Raw genomic sequence first — 17,484 nt, 5'->3', positions numbered from 1 at the left:
ACCCGCATGTGTGCTTTGATAGCGGTATTGCACAAGGAATGCTGCACATGATCAAAGGCATATGGAAGGCCGCCCTGGCGGCCGTACTGCTTTCATTGCCACTGGCACCCGCCAGCGCCAGTGGCGATCTGTTCTACTTCGAGGCCAAGCAGGGTGATGTGTTCTTCATGCTGATGCTGGTGGGTCGCGAAGATCCCGGCGCGGTAAGCGTCAGCTGGAAAGGCCCGTCTATCCCGCCGTACCCCAACGTGCATCGCCGCTACTACATCGAATTCAACCGTGCAAAGCGCCAGGCCTACGTGCGTCCACTTGACCGAGATGGACTGCCTTGGTTCGAGATGGATGTCTCCGGTAAGAGCGGCAACGTGCTGATCGGCGGCCGTCGGCTGGAAGGCAGCGCAGACTGGACCGTGCAGTAGCGCCGGAAGCCTGAGCGTTGCGTTGTTTCCAACACGCCCAGATCTTTCATTTGGATCGCACCAGGCTCCAGCCATACCAAGCAGTCAATGGTCCGACTATTGGCTGGGACGAGGATGCAGACGCCCCAGAACGGTCCCGTCGAGCTTGATCAGCTCCAAGGTCTGATCTGTCTTCAACGTCTCAAACAGACCATCCGGTCGAGAATGAATCGATAGAAATCCCTGTTCGAACAGCGTCGTTTCTGTGTCCGGGTCAAGAAAATTAACCGTAATATCACCGGCACTGTTTCGCTCACGCACTGAAACCAGGCCTTTCGAAACATTCACGTAGCCGTAGCGGGGCGCCAGCCTCCACCGCCCCGACTCATCCAGAAGACCCCAACGGCCACGTAGTGAGAGCGCATAGACTCTTGTTCCATCCGCCAAAAAATCCGGCAAGGGATCATGCAGCGTGAAATCGGCCACCGCATTGCCACGCAGATCGAGTATGTGATACCCGGGGTCATATCCCGGCCGTTCGAATGCCGCGACCAGATTCGGACCCAATGGTCTTATTCGACGGTAGCGAGGAGGAATCAGCCAAGCACCCGTAGCATCTATTACACCCCATCCTCCATCGGCTTGGGCCAACAGCAGTTGGTCATCCAGCCCTTCCGCGGTTTGAAAAGGCGCAAGTCGGTAGTACAGGGAAGACGAGATGCTGCCATCTTCCAGCATCATGAAACGCACCCCCGCTTCGCCGGGCTTTTGATACTCGACGATCCTGCGGTTCAACGGATGCAGGCCTGCAGCGCGTTGCAGGGAGCGCAGCGACCCATCCAGGCCTACAACGTATTCATCATCTTCCGAACTGAAGATTACATACCCCACTCGTTCAGCGAACTCATCTGTCTTCATACAGTGGCCTGCAGGCGTCGGAAACATCAAACCCGCGCGCGTGAAATGCAGGCACTGGCCGTCTTCGGCTACCGCAGAAAGCAGGTACCCACCCCGACCAAACTTGAACCGATATCGACCCATGGGCGCCACTTGCACCCCGTGGGGATCCAGCACCGTGTCGTTCCCGCCCTGGGTGGCGAGCGCGAAACCCGAACTGTTGAAGGTCATCTGATCGTAGTCCTGGCGCCCTATGCCTGCCAGTGATCGATCAACCAGGCCAAAGTGGACACCATCGCGCGAAGCGATGGCCACTTCCCCCTCATGACCCACGGGACCAAAGCTACCAATGACACTGAAAACGGGACCGGACCTGCCCTTTGCGTCAAGGAAGTGGGTCGTGCAGCGCCGCTTTTCACTGTTGCAGAGTTCTACAGCCGGGTTTCCTGCCCAGGACGCCGAGCGCAGGAGATCGATCTCGCCTTTCTCCTCAAACCGACGCACCAATCGGCCTCGTGCATTGAAGAAGTCGATTCGCGTGTACGCCTTGGGCGGGCTCCGCAGCAATACCTTGGCTTCGATCATCCCGTTGCCATGTACCTCAACCGAGTCGTAATGCGCTTCAAGGACGATACGCCCTTCTGAATTCATGACGCCCCTGTTCTCCCCCCTTTCGAAGACCGCCACCCCATTTTTGAAGGGGCGGAGGTATTGCATTCCCCGATGCTCGGCAAGTTGCCGACCGGTGCCATCCAGCACCACGCAGCGGCCCTCATGACAGAGGCCGTGGCGTGTAGTCCTGTCGAAACGTGGCGGCGGCTCGGTGGGCTGTAGCATTGCAGGCGCCGACGTTGCCCCTGCCGATGGCGCAATGGTCAGAAGTGCAGAGGCCAGCAGAATGCCCAACGCCTGGGTGGTGACGGTGCGGCGATGGGTAGGACTGGGAGGCAGCAGGAATGAGCGGCGCATCTTGCGCAGGACCGAAATTGTGGGCATCCACGGTAGGCGCGATGCATCTCTACTGAAATGCAACTTCTACGAAAGTGGCCCGTCCACAAAAAACCCCCGGTTCTCACCGGGGGTTCTTCCTTTCAACGGGATGCCGGCCAGCGGCCGGCACTACCGCATCAGGCAGCGACCGTGCTGGCCACGTCCTGGTATTCCTCGATCTGGTCGAAGTTCATGTAGCGGTAGATCTCCGCACCATTGGCGTTGATCACGCCGATGTCCGCCATGTACTCCTCCTTGGTCGGGATGCGGCCCAGGCGCGAGCAGATCGCCGCCAGTTCCGCCGAACCCAGGTACACGTTGGTGTTGCGGCCCAGACGGTTCGGGAAGTTGCGGGTCGAGGTCGACATCGCGGTGGAGCCTTCGCGGATCTGCGCCTGGTTGCCCATGCACAGCGAGCAGCCCGGCATTTCCATGCGTGCGCCGGTAGCGCCGAAGGTGCCGTACACGCCTTCCTTGGTCAGCTCCGAGGCGTCCATCTTGGTCGGCGGGGCCACCCACAGGCGGGTCGGCAGGTCACGCTTGCCTTCCAGCAGCTTGGCGGCGGCGCGGAAGTGACCGATGTTGGTCATGCACGAACCGATGAACACCTCGTCGATCTTGGCACCGGCCACTTCGGACAGGGTCTTCACGTCGTCCGGGTCGTTCGGGCAGGCCACGATCGGCTCGTGGATGTCGGCCAGGTCGATCTCGATGACGGCGGCATACTCGGCGTCCGCGTCCGGCTCCAGCAGCTGCGGGTTGGCCAGCCACGCTTCCATCTTCTCGATGCGACGCTGCAGCGAGCGCGGATCCTGGTAACCCTCGGCAATCATCCACTTCAGCAGGGTGATGTTGCTGGTCAGGTACTCGATGATCGGTTCCTTGTTCAGGCGCACCGAGCAACCGGCCGCCGAACGCTCGGCCGAGGCGTCGGACAGTTCGAACGCCTGTTCGACCTTCAGCTCCGGCAGGCCTTCGATTTCCAGGATACGGCCGGAGAAGATGTTCTTCTTGCCCGCCTTGGCCACGGTCAGCAGGCCCGACTTGATCGCGTACAGCGGGATCGCGTTGACCAGGTCACGCAGGGTCACGCCCGGCTGCATCTTGCCCTTGAAGCGCACCAGCACCGACTCCGGCATGTCCAGCGGCATCACGCCGGTGGCAGCGGCGAAGGCGACCAGGCCCGAGCCGGCCGGGAACGAAATACCCACCGGGAAACGGGTGTGCGAGTCACCGCCGGTGCCGACCGTGTCCGGCAGCAGCATGCGGTTGAGCCAGCTGTGGATCACGCCGTCGCCCGGGCGCAGGGAAACGCCGCCACGGGTGGAGATGAACTCCGGCAGAGTGTGGTGCGTCTTCACGTCCACCGGCTTCGGGTAAGCGGCGGTGTGGCAGAACGACTGCATCACCAGGTCGGCCGAGAAGCCCAGGCAGGCCAGGTCCTTCAGCTCGTCACGGGTCATCGGGCCGGTGGTGTCCTGCGAGCCGACCGAGGTCATCTTCGGTTCGCAGTAGGTGCCCGGGCGCATGCCCTGGCCTTCCGGCAGGCCACAGGCGCGACCAACCATCTTCTGCGCCAGCGAGAAGCCCTTGCCGGTATCGGCCGGCTGCACCGGCAGGCGGAACAGGTCGGTCGGGGCCAGGCCCAGCGCTTCGCGCGCCTTGCCGGTCAGGCCACGGCCGATGATCAGCGGGATGCGGCCACCGGCACGCACTTCGTCGAACAGCACGTCGGACTTGACCTGGAACTCGGCGATCACTTCGCCGTTCTTCAGCGCCTTGCCTTCGTACGGACGCAGCTCGATGACATCGCCGTGCTCCATCTTCGACACGTCCAGCTCGATCGGCAGCGCACCGGCATCTTCCATGGTGTTGTAGAAGATCGGGGCGATCTTGCCGCCCAGGCACACGCCGCCAGCGCGCTTGTTCGGGATGTACGGAATGTCATCGCCGGTCCACCACAGCACGCTGTTGGTGGCCGACTTGCGCGAGGAGCCGGTGCCGACCACGTCGCCGACGTAGGCGACCAGGTGGCCCTTGTCCTTCAGCGACAGGATCTGCTGGATCGGGCCGCGCTTGCCGTCTTCTTCCGGGGTGAACGGCGCGTCGTCGCGCTTGTTCTTCAGCATCGCCAGCGCGTGCATCGGAATGTCCGGGCGGGTGGTCGCGTCCGGTGCTGGCGACAGGTCATCGGTGTTGGTTTCGCCCGGCACCTTGAACACGGTGACGGTCAGGCTCTGCGGCACTTCCGGGTTGCTGGTGAACCACTCGGCATCGGCCCAGCTCTGCAGCACGGCCTGGGCGTTGGCGTTGCCGGCCTTGGCCTTCTCCTGCACGTCATGGAACGCATCGAACACCAGCAGGGTCTTCTTCAGGCCGTTGGCGGCGATGGTGCCGACGCTGGCGTCGTCCAGCAGCTGCACCAGCGGTGCAACGTTGTAGCCGCCGAGCATGGTACCCAGCAGTTCGGTGGCGCGCTCGCGGCTGATCAGCCGGTTCTGCTCGCTGCCCAGCGCGATCGCCGCCAGGTACGAAGCCTTGACCTTGGCCGCGTCATCGACGCCGGCCGGCACGCGGTGGGTCAGCAGGTCGAGCAGGAACTCGGCCTCGCCCTGCGGCGGGTTCTTCAGCAGTTCGATGACATCGGCCGTCTGCTGCGCGCTCAGCGGCAGCGGCGGGATGCCAAGCGCAGCGCGCTCGGCGACGTGGTGGCGGTAGGCTTCCAACATGACAACTCCCGGGTAATGCGTAGGTTGAAAAATCAAAAGTGGGCTCAGGCGTGCGGCACGATCAGCTTCAGGCCCTTGAAGTAGTCGCGGTAAAACGTGTCGTTCCAGGTGATCAGGCCGTCGCACTGCAGCAGTGCGTGGGCGCCGACCATGAATTCGTCCAGGCTGCGACGGCTACCGCCGCGCTGGCGGTGACGGCGGTGCATCTCGCCGGCGCGCAGCGCCGACTTGGCTTCCATCGGGTTGAAGTGCACGCCCATCTCTTCCAGCGCTTCGAGCACCTCGGCACCACCGCGCAGCGATGCGCACACTTCGGCGAGGGTTGCGCCACAGACCACCACGCGGCCACCGACCAGGCTCTGCCGGAGGATGGCTTCCACGGCATCGGCCTGCGGGCCATTGCTGAGCAGCTCGACCAGCACCGGCGAATCGACGGCGATCATCACGGCTTACTCCTCGTCACGCACCGCGCGCACGGCCGCGTCGGATGACTCGAAGCCGTCCAGCGCGAACTTGCCGCGCGCCCGTGAAATGGCATCGTCAACACTCTTGCGCAGGATGATGCGGCTGCCGTCCAGCTCGACCTTCAGCAGCGTGCCCTTGGTCAGGCCGAGGGCATCACGCACCGCCTTGGGCAGGGTGATCTGTCCGCGTTCTGCAACGGTGGCTTCCATCAGTAGGCCCTCCAGAGTATGCACAAATTATACATACTTCCCCGGGCATACTTCCACCCTGAACAGGACCGGCGCACCGCCAGCCCTTGCCTCGCAAAGGATCGGCCACAAACGTGACATACGCCATACACCTTCCCCTGTAGTCTGGAACCGATGCCGCAGGCCGGAACCCGGCCCGGATGAATCCATTCAGTCTGGAGTTCATACTGGGACCACCGGGGCCGCCAGGCCCGCGGCGACCGCAAGCAGGCCCGCTCATGTGCGGGCCAGAGCAAGCCATCCGCAAGAAGGAGTTACCCCGCATGAGCGATTCGTTCTCCACCCGCAGCCAGCTGAACGTCGGTGGCAAGACCTACGACTACTTCAGCCTGCCCACGCTGGGCCAGCGCTTCGATATCTCCCACCTGCCCTACTCGATGAAGATCCTGCTGGAGAACCTGCTCCGGCACGAGGACGGCGGCATCACTGTCGGCAAGGACCACATCGAAGCCGTGGCCCGCTGGAACCCGGCGGCCGAGCCGGACACCGAGATCGCGTTCATGCCGGCGCGCGTGGTCCTGCAGGACTTCACCGGCGTGCCCTGCGTGGTCGACCTGGCCGCGATGCGCGATGCGGTGGTCAAGCTCGGCGGCAAGCCGGAGCAGATCAATCCGCAGATTCCCTCCGAACTGGTCATCGACCACTCGGTGCAGGTCGATGTGTTCGGCAAGCCCGACGCGCTGGACCTCAACGGCAAGATCGAGTTCCAGCGCAACCAGGAACGCTATGGCTTCCTGCGCTGGGGCCAGAAGGCCTTCGACAACTTCAAGGTGGTGCCACCCAACACCGGTATCGTCCACCAGGTGAACCTGGAAAACCTGGCCCGCGTGGTGATGACCGCGCAGAAGGATGGCAAGGACATTGCCTACCCCGACACCGTGTTCGGTACCGACAGCCATACCACCATGATCAACGGCATCGGCGTGCTCGGCTGGGGCGTGGGTGGCATCGAAGCGGAGGCCGCCATGCTCGGCCAGCCGTCGTCGATGCTGATCCCGCAGGTGGTCGGCTTCAAGCTGACCGGCAAGCTGCCCGAGGGCGCCACCGCCACCGACCTGGTGCTGACCGTCACCCAGATGCTGCGCAAGCTGGGCGTGGTGGGCAAGTTCGTCGAGTTCTACGGTGACGGCCTGCAGCACCTGCCGCTGGCCGACCGCGCCACCATCGGCAACATGGCCCCGGAGTACGGCGCCACCTGCGGCATCTTCCCGATCGACGCGGAATCGCTGAACTACCTGCGCCTGTCGGGCCGCAGCGAAGAGCAGATCAACCTGGTCGAGGCCTACGCCAAGGCGCAGGGCCTGTGGCACGAACCCGGCAGCCCGCACGCCCAATACAGCAGCACGCTGGAACTGGACATGGGCACGGTGAAGCCGTCGCTCGCCGGCCCGAAGCGCCCGCAGGACCGCGTGCTGCTGGAAGACGTGCAGAAGAACTACCGCGAAGCGCTGGTCGGCATGACCGCCAACCGTGACAAGCGCAGCGAGGACGTTGCCACCTTCGTCAACGAAGGCGGCGGCGCCGCGGTCGGCAACGAGCAGCTGACCAAGGGCTTCGCCGACATCGAGATCGAAGGCCGCAAGGTGCGGCTGAAGGATGGCGCGGTGGTGATCGCGGCCATCACCTCCTGCACCAACACCTCCAACCCGGCGGTGATGATCGGTGCCGGCCTGCTGGCCCGCAACGCGGCCGCCAAGGGCCTGAACCGCCAGCCGTGGGTCAAGACCTCGCTCGGCCCAGGCTCGCGCGTGGTGACCGATTACCTGGAAAAGGCCGGCGTGCTGAAGGAGCTGGAGAAGATCGGCTTCTACGTGGTCGGCTACGGCTGCACCACCTGCATCGGCAACTCCGGCCCGCTGCCGACCGAAGTCAGCGCCGGCATTGCCGCCGGCGACCTGGTGGTCACCTCGGTGCTGTCGGGCAACCGCAACTTCGAGGGCCGCGTGCACCCCGAAGTGAAGATGAACTACCTGGCCAGCCCGCCGCTGGTGGTGGCCTATGCCATCGCCGGCACCACCGACATCGACCTGACCACCCAGCCGCTCGGCACCGGCAGCGACGGCCAGCCGGTGTTCCTGCGCGACATCTGGCCGAGCAACAAGGAAATCGGCGACGTCATCGCCGCCACCATTGGCCCGGAGATGTTCAAGCAGAACTACGCCGATGTGTTCAAGGGTGACACCCGCTGGAACACCATCGCCTCGCCGGACGGCAACCTGTACGCGTGGAGCGACGCCTCCACCTACATCAAGAACCCGCCCTACTTCGATGGCATGACCATGCAGACCGGCAGCATCGACGACGTGCACGGCGCACGCGTGATGGGCCTGTTCGGCGACTCGATCACCACCGACCACATTTCCCCGGCCGGCAACATCAAGAAGGACTCGCCGGCAGGCCGCTTCCTGCAGGAGCGCGGCGTGCAGCCGGCCGACTTCAACAGCTACGGCAGCCGTCGCGGCAACGATGACGTGATGGTCCGCGGCACCTTCGCCAACATCCGCATCAAGAACCTGATGTTCGGTGGCGAGGAAGGCGGCAACACCCTGTACTACCCGACCGGTGGTGGCCAGCCGGAAAAGCTGGCGATCTACGACGCGGCCATGAAGTACAAGGCCGACAAGGTGCCGCTGGTGGTGCTGGCCGGCAAGGAATACGGCACCGGATCGTCGCGTGACTGGGCGGCCAAGGGCACCCTGCTGCTGGGGGTGAAGGCGGTCATCGCCGAGAGCTTCGAGCGCATCCACCGCTCCAACCTGGTCGGCATGGGCGTGCTGCCGCTGCAGTTCCGCAACGGCGAGAACGCACAGACGCTGGGCCTGGACGGCTCGGAAGTGATCGACATCACCGGCCTGCAGGACGGTGCCAGCAAGCGCGCCACGGTCACCGCGACCAAGGCCGATGGCACGAAGAAGACCTTTGAGGTCTCGGTAATGCTGCTGACCCCGAAGGAAGTCGAGTACTTCCGTCATGGCGGCCTGCTGCAGTACGTGCTTCGCCAGCTGGCAGCCAAGTAATGGGTAACGCCGGGCCATGCCCGGCGAATCCCGGGAGCAAACAGCAAGGGCCGGATCCTCACGGATCCGGCCCTTGCTGTTTCACCGCAGCCAGGCATGGCCTGGCTCTACTGCCTCATCGGCGGCATCGGGATGGATGCCGGATGCCCGCTCAGCGGCGCGGCGCATCCGGGTCGGTGCGCAGGGCCTTCAACAGGCCCCACATGTAGAACGCCAGGGTGAACGAGAACGGCAGGCCGCACAGCACCACCGCCGTCTGCATCGCGCTGAAATTGCCAGCCAGCAGCAGGCCGACGCTGGCCACAGTGATGCCGGCGGCCCAGAACACGCGCAGCCAGATCGGCGCGTCATGGCCATCTTCCACGCCATCGTCAACGCGACGGGTGCACAGGTTGGCGATCATCAGCGTGCCCGAGTCGACCGGGGTCAGGAACAGCACGAAGCCGATCACCACCGCAGCACCGGCCACGTACGGCGCCGCAGGCAGGTATTCCAGCAGCTTGAACAAGGTCATCGCTGCATCGTGCTGGGCCACGTCACCCAGGATCGCCTGGCCATGGTTGAGCACCAGGTCGATGGCGGTGTTGCCGAAGATCGACAGCCAGGCCAGGGTGAAGCCGAGCGGGATCAGCAACACGCCCAAGATCACTTCGCGGATGGTGCGGCCGCGCGAGATGCGCGCCACGAAAAGGCCGACGAACGGCGCCCAGGCGATCCACCACGCCCAGTAGAACAGCGTCCACGAACCCATCCACTCACGGCCCTTGGGGTCGTTGAGGTACATGTCGAAGCTCTTGCGCACGAACGCGCCGAGGTAATCGCCGGTGTTCTGGATCAGGCCATCGAACAGGTGCAGGGTCGGGCCGGTGACCAGCACGAACAGCAGCAGGCCACACAGCAGGCGCACGTTGAGGTTGGACAGCCAGGCAATGCCCTTTTCCACGCCAGCGACCACGCCGATGGTGGCCACGACCATCATCACCAGCACGATCACCACCAGCACCTGCGGCGTATCCGGGATGTGGAACAGGTAGACCAGGCCGGACTGCACCACCAGGGCGCCGATGCCGAGGTTGGTCACCATCGAGATCAGCGTGGCCAGAATGCCGAAGCCATCGACCATGTCGCCGATGCGGCCATGAATTCGCTCACCGAAGACCGGGTACAACGCAGAGCGCAGCGCCAGCGGCAGGTCCCGGCGATAGGCGAAATAGCCCAGTGCCACGCCGACCAGCGCATACAGCGCCCAGCCATGCAGGCCCCAGTGCAGGAAGGTCAGCACCATCGCCTCGCGGCCGGCGGCCACGGTGCCGCCGGGCTGCCCGGGCGGGTGCAGGAAATGGTCCAGCGGCTCATAGGCGCCGTAGTACAGCAGCGCGATGCCGATGCCGGCCGAGAACAGCATCGAGACCCAGGCAACATAGCCAAAGGCCGGTGACTCTTCGTTGTGGCCCAGGCGGATGCGGCCGTACGGCGAGAACGCCAGCCACAGCACGAAGCCCAGGCACAGCACGATCAGCAGCATGTACCACCAGCCGAACGCGGCCGAGACCTCGGCCTGCGCCCATTGCAGCCAGTGCTCGCTGCCTTCGGGATAGAGCACGGTGAGCAGCCCGAGGATGCCGATCGACACTGAGGAGCTGAGGAAGACAAAACGGTTCAAGCGCAGGGGCGAACGCTTGGGATGAGCCAGGGAAGACATGGGGTCGTCTCATCAAGTCCGAGGGAGCACATGGGCGGGGCCGGACCGGTAAACCGGGCCCATGGCGTGGGGCGCGAGCGCATCCTATGGTTTATTGATTGAACGTTCAATCAATAAAAAGCATAATGGCGGGCAGCCCGATCCTTCGGGTCGCAAACCGTGGAGAGACAATGCCGAAGAAAGGCGTGGAACCGGTACGGCGCGAACAGCTGATCCGGGCCACTTTCCAGACCATCGACGAGATCGGCATGGCCGATGCCACCGTCGCCACCATCGCGAAGAAGGCGGGGTTGTCCAGCGGCATCGTCGCCCACTACTTCGGCGACAAGGACGGCCTGCTCAATGCTGCAATGCGGCAGATCCTGCGCGAACTGAAGGACGCCGTCGCCCGCTATCGCGCAGACGCCAGCGACAACCCGCGCGAGCAGCTGCGCGCCATCGTCGATGGCAACTTCGACGACAGCCAGATCAACGGCACCGCGATGCGCGTCTGGCTCACCTTCTGGGCCGCCAGCATGCACCAGCCGGAACTGGCCCGGCTGCAGCGCGCCAACGACCAGCGCCTGTTCTCCAACCTGTGCCACCAGTTCAACCGCCTGCTGCCCCACCCGCAGGCCCGCCTGGCCGCCCGCGGCCTGGCCGCGATGATCGATGGCCTGTGGCTGCGCGGCAGCCTGGTCGGCGGCCAGTTCAACGCCGAGAAGTCCCGGCGCATCGCTTACGGCTACATCGACTTCCAGTTGCAGGCTGCCGCGCTATAAGCGCTTCAGCGCCCGCCCCCTTCCAAGGAGTACGCCCCATGACCACCCTGCCCGTCCAACAGCTCTACATCCACGGCCAGCGCGTCGATGCCACCAGCGGCAAGACCTTCAAGACCGTCAACCCGGCCACCGGCGAGGTGATCGCCGAGGTGCAGGTCGCCAGCCAGGCCGACGTCGAACGTGCCGTGCAGAGCGCAGCCGAAGGCCAGAAGGTGTGGGCCGCGATGACCGCCATGGAGCGCTCGCGCATCCTGCGCCGCGCCGTCGAGCTCCTGCGCGAGCGCAATGACGAACTGGCCCACCTGGAAACCCTGGACACCGGCAAGGCGCTGGCCGAGACCACCACCGTGGACATCGTCACCGGTGCCGACGTGGTCGAGTACTACGCCGGCCTGGCCACCGCCATCGAAGGCATCCAGCTGCCGCTGCGCGAATCGAGCTTCTTCTACACCCGTCGCGAGCCGCTGGGCGTGGTCGCCGGCATCGGCGCATGGAACTACCCGATCCAGATCGCCATGTGGAAGTCGGCGCCGGCGCTGGCTGCCGGCAACGCGATGGTGTTCAAGCCGTCGGAAGTGACGCCGCTGACCGCGATCCGGCTGGCCGAAATCTACACCGAAGCCGGCGTGCCGGCCGGCGTGTTCAACGTCGTGCAGGGCCCGGGCCGCGAGATCGGCCAGTGGCTGACCGAGCACCCGGTGATCGAGAAGATCTCCTTCACCGGTGGCGTCGCCACCGGCAAGAAGGTCATGGCCAGCGCGGCGTCCTCGTCGCTGAAGGAAGTGACCATGGAGCTGGGCGGCAAGTCACCGCTGGTGATCTGCGATGACGCCGATCTGGACCGCGCCGCCGACATTGCGGTGATGGCCAACTTCTTCAGCTCCGGCCAGGTCTGCACCAACGGCACCCGCGTGTTCGTGCCGCGCAGCATGCTGGCCGCATTCGAGGTGGCCGTCGTCGAGCGCGTCAAGCGCATCCGCATCGGCGACCCGATGGCCGCCGACACCAACTTCGGCCCGTTGACCAGCTTCCCGCACATGGAAAACGTGCTGCGCTACATCGAGAGCGGCAAGGCCGAAGGTGCCCGCCTGCTGACGGGTGGCGGCCGTGCCACCGAAGGTGCGCTGGCCCAGGGCGCCTACGTGCTGCCGACCGTGTTCTCCGACTGCCGCGATGACATGACCATCGTCAAGGAAGAGATCTTCGGGCCGGTGATGAGCATCCTCGCCTATGACGACGAAGACGAAGTGGTGCGTCGTGCCAACGACACCACCTTCGGCCTCGCTGCCGGCGTGGTCAGCAAGGACATCAGCCGCGCCCACCGCATCATCCATCGCCTGGAAGCCGGCATCTGCTGGATCAACACCTGGGGTGAATCGCCGGCCGAAATGCCGGTCGGTGGCTACAAGGAATCCGGCGTCGGCCGCGAGAACGGTATCTCCACCCTCGGCCACTACACCCGCATCAAGTCGGTGCAGGTCGAGCTGGGCGACTACGCCAGCGTGTTCTGACCGGCGCGCCCCGAGCACGCCCCATCGTCCGGCCACCGCGCCGATCCGACATTCCGCCGGGACGCCTGCATGCAGCGCGCCCCGGCCTGCAGGAGACACCCATGAGCACCCATAACGAGTACGACTACATCATCATCGGCGCCGGTTCAGCCGGCAACGTGCTGGCCACCCGCCTCACCGAAGATGCCGATGTCAGCGTGCTGCTGCTGGAAGCCGGTGGCCCGGACTACCGGCTCGACTTCCGTACCCAGATGCCGGCTGCACTGGCCTTCCCGCTGCAGGGCAAGCGCTACAACTGGGCGTACAAGACCGATCCGGAGCCCTTCATGAACAACCGCCGCATGGACTGCGGCCGCGGCAAGGGCCTGGGTGGCTCGTCGCTGATCAACGGCATGTGCTACATCCGCGGCAACGCGATGGACTACGACAACTGGGCCAGCATGCCGGGCCTGGAAGACTGGACCTATCTGGACTGCCTGCCCTACTTCCGCAAGGCCGAAACCCGCGACATCGGCCCCAACGACTACCACGGTGGTGATGGCCCGCTGCGGGTGACCACGCCGAAGGCCGGCAACAACGAACTGTTCGCTGCGATGGTCGAAGCCGGCGTGCAGGCCGGCTACCCGCGCACCGACGACCTCAACGGCTATCAGCAGGAAGGCTTCGGCCCGATGGACCGCACGGTGACCCCGAACGGCCGTCGTTCCAGCACCGCCCGCGGCTACCTGGACCTGGCCAAGCCACGCCCGAACCTGACCATCGTCACCCACGCGCTGACCGACCGCATCCTGTTCTCGGGCAAGCGCGCGGTGGGCGTGCAGTGGCTGCACAACGACCAGCCGCAGCGCGCCACCGCCCGCCGCGAAGTGCTGCTGTGCGGCGGCGCCATCGCCTCGCCGCAGATCCTGCAGCGCTCGGGTGTCGGCCCGGCCGACCTGCTGCGCAGCCTGGACATCGACCTGGTGCACCACCTGCCCGGCGTCGGCGCCAACCTGCAGGATCACCTTGAGATGTACCTGCAGTACGAATGCAAGAAGCCGGTGTCGCTGGCGCCGGCGCTGAAGCTGTACAACCAGCCGGCGATCGGTGCCGAGTGGCTGTTCCTGGGCACCGGCATCGGCGCCAGCAACCAGTTCGAGGCCGGTGGCTTCATCCGCAGCGACGCCGAGTTCGACTGGCCGAACCTGCAGTACCACTTCCTGCCGGTGGCGATCAACTACAACGGCTCCAACCCGATCAAGGCGCACAGCTTCCAGATGCACGTCGGCTCGATGCGCTCGCCCAGCCGTGGCCGCATCCATGTGCGCTCGAAGGACCCGCGCGAACATCCGAGCATTCTGTTCAACTACATGTCGCACGAGCAGGACTGGCGCGAATTCCGCGCGGCGATCCGCATCACCCGCGAGATCTTCGCGCAGCCGGCGCTGGCCCCGTACAGCGGCCGCGAGATCTCGCCGGGCAGTGCACTGCAGACCGACGCGCAGATCGATGCATTCGTGCGCGAGCATGCCGAAACCGCCTACCACCCGTCGTGCTCGAACAAGATGGGCCATGCTGATGACCCGATGGCGGTGGTCGATGGCCAGGGTCGCGTGCACGGCCTGGAAGGCCTCCGCATCGTCGATGCCTCGATCATGCCGCAGGTGGTGACCGGCAACCTCAACGCGCCGACCATCATGATGGCCGAGAAGCTGGCCGACGTGATCCGCGGCCGCACCCCGCTGGCCCGCAGCACTGCGCCGTACTACAAGGCCAACGGCGCACCGGTGCGCAAGCAGGGCTGACGCAAGCGGCCCGGTTGGCGCCACGGTAGTGCCGGCCGCTGGCCGGCACCAACCGGAATCCCGATCGAGCACAGATGCCGGCCAGCGGCCGGCACTACCCAGCAAAGAGGCCCTTCGGGGCCTCTTCGCGTTTTCCCTACGGCGGGGTATGCTGCAATGACCGGCCATTGTCGATACGCTCAGGGCCGGAACCTAATACATCACGATTCCTGGAGGGGGAATATGAGTCTGGATCGTCCCTGGCTGCAGAGCTATCCGAAAGGCGTTCCCGCCGAGATCGACGTCAACGAGTTCCATTCGGTAGCTTCGGTCTTCGACGCTTCCGTCGCGAAATTCCGCGACCGTCCCGCCTACTCCAGCTTCGGCAAGGTCCTCACCTATGGCGAGACCGACGCGCTGGTCAATCAGTTCGCGGCCTACCTGCTGGGAGAGCTCAAGCTCAAGAAGGGTGACCGCGTCGCCCTGATGATGCCCAACTGCCTGCAGTACCCGGTGGCCACCTTCGGCGTGCTGCGCGCCGGCCTGACCGTGGTCAATGTCAATCCGTTGTACACCGCGCGCGAGCTCAAGCACCAGCTGATCGATGCCGGCGTGACCGCACTGGTGGTGGTCGACAACTTCGGCGACACCGTCGAGCAGGTCATCGCCGATACGCCGGTCAAGCACGTGATCACCACCGGCCTGGGCGACCTGCTTGGCGCCAAGGGCGTGATCGTCAACTTCGTGCTGAAGTACATCAAGAAGATGGTGCCCAACTACCATCTCAAGGGCGCGGTGCGCTTCCGCCAGGCGCTGAAGATCGGCAGCCGCCACAGCCTGCCCCAGGTCGAGATCGACCACGACGACATTGCGTTCCTGCAGTACACCGGCGGCACCACCGGCGTGGCCAAGGGCGCGATGCTGACCAACCGCAACCTGATCGCCAACATGCAGCAGGCCTCGGCCTGGATCAGTGCGTCGGGCATCGAGATGGGCAAGGAGTGGATCATCACCGCCCTGCCGCTGTACCACATCTTCGCACTGACCGCGAACGGGCTGGTCTTCATGAAGTTCGGTGGCTGCAACCACCTGATCACCAATCCGCGTGACATGAAGGGCTTCGTCAAGGAGCTCAAGTCGGTGCGCTTCACCGCCATCACCGGCGTCAACACGCTGTTCAATGGCCTGCTCAACACCCCCGGCTTCGACACGGTCGACTTTTCCTCGCTGAAGGTCACCTTGGGCGGCGGCATGGCGGTGCAACGCGCCGTGGCCGAGCGTTGGAAGAAGGTCACCGGGGTGACCCTGGTCGAGGCGTATGGCCTGACCGAGACCTCGCCGGCGGCCTGCATCAACCCGCTCACCCTGACCGAATACAACGGCTCGATCGGCTTGCCGATCCCGTCCACCGATGCCTGCATCAAGGACGACAACAGCGCCATCCTGCCGCTGGGCGAGGTCGGCGAGCTCTGCATCAAGGGCCCGCAGGTGATGAAGGGCTACTGGCAGCGCCCGGAGGAAACCGCCAAGGCGATCGATGCCGACGGCTGGCTGCATACCGGCGACATGGCGAAGATGGACGAACACGGCTTCTTCTACATCGTCGACCGCAAGAAGGACATGATCCTGGTGTCCGGCTTCAACGTGTACCCAAATGAAGTCGAGGACGTGATCGCGATGATGCCGGGCGTGCTGGAAGTGGCCGCGGTCGGCGTGCCGGACGAAAAGTCCGGGGAAGTGGTCAAGGTGGTCATCGTGAAGAAGGACCCGAACCTGACCGCCGAAATGGTCAAGGAGCATGCCCGGGCCAACCTGACCGGCTACAAGCACCCCAAAATCGTTGAATTCCGAAAGGAGCTGCCGAAGACCAATGTCGGCAAGATCCTCCGCCGCGAACTCCGCGATACGCCCGCCCAGTAAGGGTTTGCGGCAATTTGAACGATGCAGGGCCCGGGGCGGAAACGTCCCGGGCCCTTTCGCATGCGACGCCCCTGGGGCGGTGTAGCATCGCCGCGTGTGTGGACCGTTCGGCCCGCCGGCCACCCACCTGACACTGCGGGCCGCATGCCGAGGACCCTTCCATGAGTACCATCGAAAAGCTGCCTTCAAGCGGCTCACCGTTCGCCACCATCCGCACCGAAGACAGCGCCGGCGGCGCTGCCCACTGGCTGTTCATGCACGCCGATGCCGCCACCGGGATCCGCCCCTGCTGCCGCAAGGACATGCTCGACGAGATGTGGAGCTACATGGCGGCCATCACCCGCAGCCCTGCCGAACGCCACAGCGGAACATTGCGGCATTTCGTGCTGGCCTCCGATGCCGTCGCCTACAATCTGGGCGGCGACCTGGACCTGTTCACACGCCTGATCCGCGAAGGCAACCGCGACCTCCTGCTGAACTATGCCCAGCGCTGCGTGGAGGGCGTGCACCACCTGCACACCGGGTTCGGCGGCGACGTCCGTTCGATCGCCCTGATCCAGGGTGACGCCCTCGGCGGCGGGCTGGAAATGGCCCTGGCCTGCCACACCATCGTCGCCGAGGAAGGCAGCGGACTGGGCCTGCCGGAGGTGCTGTTCGGCCTGTTCCCGGGCATGGGTGCGTACTCCTTCCTGTGCCGGCGCGTGTCCCCCCACCTCGCCGAGAAGATCATCCTCGACGGCCGGGTCTACAGCGCCGAGGAGATGCACGCGATGGGCGTGGTCGACGTGCTGGTGAAGAAGGGCGAAGGCCGGGCGGCGGTGGAAGAACTGATCCGCCAGCAGCAGCGCACACCGCAGTCCTATCTGGCGATGAACGCCGCACGCGCCATCGCCCAGCCGGTCAGCTACGACGAACTGCTGGAGATCACCAAGGTTTGGGTCGATTCCGCCCTGGCCCTCGGCGACCGTTCGCTGCGCACCATGGACCGCCTGATCAAGGCCCAGACCCGTCGCGCCAGCCTCGACGCGGCCTGATTCATCCCTCCCCCAGGATGGGTTCAAGCCCGGTTGGCCACCGGGCTTT

At 64.9% G+C, this 17,484-nt stretch carries 12 protein-coding genes; 7 read left to right on the top strand and 5 right to left on the bottom strand.

What is annotated here, in order from left to right; all coding sequences use genetic code 11:
• Window positions 1–47: 47 nt before the first annotated feature.
• A complete protein-coding gene (locus tag ACS0OT_RS09350; RefSeq protein ID WP_134731698.1) occupies window positions 48–419 on the top strand; it encodes a hypothetical protein in 372 nt (123 codons plus the stop codon).
• A 96-nt stretch (window positions 420–515) separates the two neighbouring features.
• On the opposite strand, the gene ACS0OT_RS09345 is transcribed toward ACS0OT_RS09350, so the two are convergent.
• The 4 genes from ACS0OT_RS09345 to ACS0OT_RS09330 form a co-directional block, all read right to left on the bottom strand.
• On the bottom strand, window positions 516–2,264 hold the full coding sequence (locus ACS0OT_RS09345) for a WG repeat-containing protein (RefSeq protein WP_329953696.1): 1,749 nt from the start codon (window positions 2,262–2,264) through the stop codon (window positions 516–518).
• A 158-nt stretch (window positions 2,265–2,422) separates the two neighbouring features.
• A complete protein-coding gene (gene acnB / locus ACS0OT_RS09340; RefSeq protein WP_065177630.1) occupies window positions 2,423–5,014 on the bottom strand; it encodes a bifunctional aconitate hydratase 2/2-methylisocitrate dehydratase in 2,592 nt (863 codons plus the stop codon).
• Window positions 5,015–5,058: 44 nt separating this feature from the next.
• Window positions 5,059–5,457: a type II toxin-antitoxin system VapC family toxin gene (locus ACS0OT_RS09335; RefSeq protein WP_005416402.1), complete on the bottom strand. Its 399-nt coding sequence runs from the start codon at window positions 5,455–5,457 to the stop codon at window positions 5,059–5,061.
• Between the two features lie 6 nt (window positions 5,458–5,463).
• Window positions 5,464–5,688, bottom strand: a complete 225-nt coding sequence (locus ACS0OT_RS09330; RefSeq protein ID WP_005409505.1) for an AbrB/MazE/SpoVT family DNA-binding domain-containing protein — start codon at window positions 5,686–5,688, stop codon at window positions 5,464–5,466.
• Window positions 5,689–5,990: 302 nt separating this feature from the next.
• Here ACS0OT_RS09330 and acnA point away from each other — a divergent pair, with 302 nt between their 5' ends.
• Window positions 5,991–8,744 carry an aconitate hydratase AcnA gene (gene acnA, locus ACS0OT_RS09325; RefSeq protein ID WP_065184926.1) on the top strand — a complete coding sequence of 918 codons (2,754 nt, stop codon included), beginning with the start codon at window positions 5,991–5,993 and terminating at the stop codon, window positions 8,742–8,744.
• A gap of 151 nt (window positions 8,745–8,895) precedes the next feature.
• Here the strand turns inward: acnA and ACS0OT_RS09320 are convergent, their stop codons facing one another.
• Window positions 8,896–10,446: a BCCT family transporter gene (locus ACS0OT_RS09320; RefSeq protein ID WP_065184928.1), complete on the bottom strand. Its 1,551-nt coding sequence runs from the start codon at window positions 10,444–10,446 to the stop codon at window positions 8,896–8,898.
• A 170-nt stretch (window positions 10,447–10,616) separates the two neighbouring features.
• Here ACS0OT_RS09320 and betI point away from each other — a divergent pair, with 170 nt between their 5' ends.
• From betI to ACS0OT_RS09295, 5 genes are all read left to right on the top strand, one after another.
• Window positions 10,617–11,207 (top strand): transcriptional regulator BetI, encoded by a 591-nt coding sequence (gene betI / locus ACS0OT_RS09315; RefSeq protein WP_065177626.1) that lies wholly within the window; start codon window positions 10,617–10,619, stop codon window positions 11,205–11,207.
• 38 nt (window positions 11,208–11,245) lie between these two features.
• Window positions 11,246–12,718: a betaine-aldehyde dehydrogenase gene (gene betB, locus ACS0OT_RS09310; protein WP_005416393.1), complete on the top strand. Its 1,473-nt coding sequence runs from the start codon at window positions 11,246–11,248 to the stop codon at window positions 12,716–12,718.
• Window positions 12,719–12,819: 101 nt separating this feature from the next.
• Complete coding sequence (gene betA, locus ACS0OT_RS09305) at window positions 12,820–14,502, top strand: choline dehydrogenase (protein ID WP_005416392.1); 1,683 nt, start codon at window positions 12,820–12,822, stop codon at window positions 14,500–14,502.
• Between the two features lie 222 nt (window positions 14,503–14,724).
• Window positions 14,725–16,401: a long-chain fatty acid--CoA ligase gene (locus ACS0OT_RS09300; protein ID WP_065177624.1), complete on the top strand. Its 1,677-nt coding sequence runs from the start codon at window positions 14,725–14,727 to the stop codon at window positions 16,399–16,401.
• A gap of 161 nt (window positions 16,402–16,562) precedes the next feature.
• Entirely contained in the window at window positions 16,563–17,435 is an 873-nt protein-coding gene (locus ACS0OT_RS09295; RefSeq protein ID WP_065184932.1) for a crotonase/enoyl-CoA hydratase family protein, read from the top strand.
• The last annotated feature ends 49 nt before the right edge of the window (window positions 17,436–17,484 follow it).

Source organism: Stenotrophomonas maltophilia group sp. RY12688 (assembly GCF_052149045.1).
Classification (GTDB): domain Bacteria; phylum Pseudomonadota; class Gammaproteobacteria; order Xanthomonadales; family Xanthomonadaceae; genus Stenotrophomonas; species Stenotrophomonas sepilia.
This window is presented reverse-complemented; position numbering and strand designations above follow the sequence as displayed.

Excerpts from the sequence above, each read along its gene's own strand:
- ACS0OT_RS09345 (WP_329953696.1), bottom strand. The coding sequence starts at position 2,264 with ATGCGCCGCTCATTCCTGCTGCCTCCCAGTCCTACCCATCGCCGCACC.
- acnA (WP_065184926.1), top strand. The coding sequence starts at position 5,991 with ATGAGCGATTCGTTCTCCACCCGCAGCCAGCTGAACGTCGGTGGCAAG.
- ACS0OT_RS09300 (WP_065177624.1), top strand. The coding sequence starts at position 14,725 with ATGAGTCTGGATCGTCCCTGGCTGCAGAGCTATCCGAAAGGCGTTCCC.
- betB (WP_005416393.1), top strand. The coding sequence starts at position 11,246 with ATGACCACCCTGCCCGTCCAACAGCTCTACATCCACGGCCAGCGCGTC.
- betA (WP_005416392.1), top strand. The coding sequence starts at position 12,820 with ATGAGCACCCATAACGAGTACGACTACATCATCATCGGCGCCGGTTCA.
- ACS0OT_RS09350 (WP_134731698.1), top strand. The coding sequence starts at position 48 with ATGATCAAAGGCATATGGAAGGCCGCCCTGGCGGCCGTACTGCTTTCA.
- ACS0OT_RS09295 (WP_065184932.1), top strand. The coding sequence starts at position 16,563 with ATGAGTACCATCGAAAAGCTGCCTTCAAGCGGCTCACCGTTCGCCACC.
- betI (WP_065177626.1), top strand. The coding sequence starts at position 10,617 with ATGCCGAAGAAAGGCGTGGAACCGGTACGGCGCGAACAGCTGATCCGG.
- ACS0OT_RS09335 (WP_005416402.1), bottom strand. The coding sequence starts at position 5,457 with ATGATCGCCGTCGATTCGCCGGTGCTGGTCGAGCTGCTCAGCAATGGC.
- acnB (WP_065177630.1), bottom strand. The coding sequence starts at position 5,014 with ATGTTGGAAGCCTACCGCCACCACGTCGCCGAGCGCGCTGCGCTTGGC.
- ACS0OT_RS09330 (WP_005409505.1), bottom strand. The coding sequence starts at position 5,688 with ATGGAAGCCACCGTTGCAGAACGCGGACAGATCACCCTGCCCAAGGCG.
- ACS0OT_RS09320 (WP_065184928.1), bottom strand. The coding sequence starts at position 10,446 with ATGTCTTCCCTGGCTCATCCCAAGCGTTCGCCCCTGCGCTTGAACCGT.